Genomic DNA, 1,170 nt, shown 5'->3' with positions numbered 1-1,170 from the left:
GATTTCACGTGTCCCGCCCTACTCGAGTCTCTTGCTGTTTGACGTCTACGGGGCTGTCACCCGCTATGGCCGACCTTTCCAGGTCGTTCGACTTTATTTCACAAGAGCACTGGCCTGGTCCCGGTTCGCTCGCCACTACTACGGGAGTCTCGGTTGATGTCCTTTCCTCCGGGTACTGAGATGTTTCAGTTCCCCGGGTTCGCTTAATGAACCCTATGTATTCAGGTCATTATACCTTTAAGCAATCAACCAACCCGCACCCAGTCCGAAGACTGGGCATGAGTTGGCAGACCACAAAGGTGGGTTTCCCCATTCGGAAATAACCGGATCAAAGGGTGCTAGCGCCTCCCCGGTTCTTATCGCAGCTTGCCACGTCCTTCATCGCCTCTCTACGCCAAGGCATCCGTCAGAAGCCCTTCAACGCTTGATCGTTTCTCAGCAAAACTCATGCATGGATGCTCCCGCCGACTGGAAAGAAATGCCGGGGGTCCATGCCTGATTTTTGTCAGACAATGTCTTCTCTCGAACGTGTCCTTGAAGCCTATGAACAGGCCGGACGCGCTCTTCCTTTACAATATCAATGCCAGCCGGCTGTTGAGCCGGTGGCAATCCTGATTGCGATCTGCGAGCTGCAGGGGATCCTGGTGGAGCCAGACGGAGTCGAACCGACGACATCCTGCTTGCAAAGCAGGCGCTCTACCAACTGAGCTATGGCCCCTTTCAGGGTCGAACACAGGAGAGCTGTCAACGATTGTCGTAAAGCCGGTCCAGCAGGGCTGGTAGGCCCGGGCAGACTCGAACTGCCGACCTCACGCTTATCAGGCGTGCGCTCTAACCAGGCTGAGCTACGGGCCTATGGCGGCACGACAGCCAGGCAGAAACCCAGGCTCGCGATCGCACTTCCAATCACCGCCGGCCGAATGCCAGGCGCTTCATGGAAGCGAAAGAGGAAAGAGAAACGGAGACGGCGGCGCCCCGCAGTTTATTGGAGTTCCAATAGACAATCTCGTGAGAGACGGCCTGGAGGAACATCCTTAGAAAGGAGGTGATCCAGCCGCAGGTTCCCCTACGGCTACCTTGTTACGACTTCACCCCAGTCGCTGACCCTACCGTGGTCGACTGCCTCCCTTGCGGGTTAGCGCATCGCCTTCGGGTAGAACCAACTCCCAT

General features: G+C 56.7%; 2 tRNA genes and 2 rRNA genes (2 of these 4 only partly in view). All 4 read right to left on the bottom strand.

Features of this window, described 5'->3' with window-relative positions:
- Positions 1-430: ribosomal RNA gene (locus B2742_RS07825) — 23S ribosomal RNA — on the bottom strand; its annotated part reaches 1,495 nt to the left of the window's first position; the annotation flags it as partial.
- 212 nt (positions 431-642) lie between these two features.
- A tRNA-Ala gene (locus B2742_RS07820) sits at positions 643-718 on the bottom strand.
- A gap of 59 nt (positions 719-777) precedes the next feature.
- A tRNA-Ile gene (locus B2742_RS07815) sits at positions 778-855 on the bottom strand.
- 183 nt (positions 856-1,038) lie between these two features.
- Positions 1,039-1,170, bottom strand: a 16S ribosomal RNA gene (locus B2742_RS07810) (it continues 1,359 nt past the right edge of the window).

This window comes from Brevundimonas sp. UBA7664 (assembly GCF_002483305.1).
In the GTDB taxonomy this organism is placed as follows: domain Bacteria; phylum Pseudomonadota; class Alphaproteobacteria; order Caulobacterales; family Caulobacteraceae; genus Brevundimonas.
The sequence above is the reverse complement of the archived record's forward strand: the minus strand, read 5'-3'. Positions and strand labels throughout refer to the sequence as shown.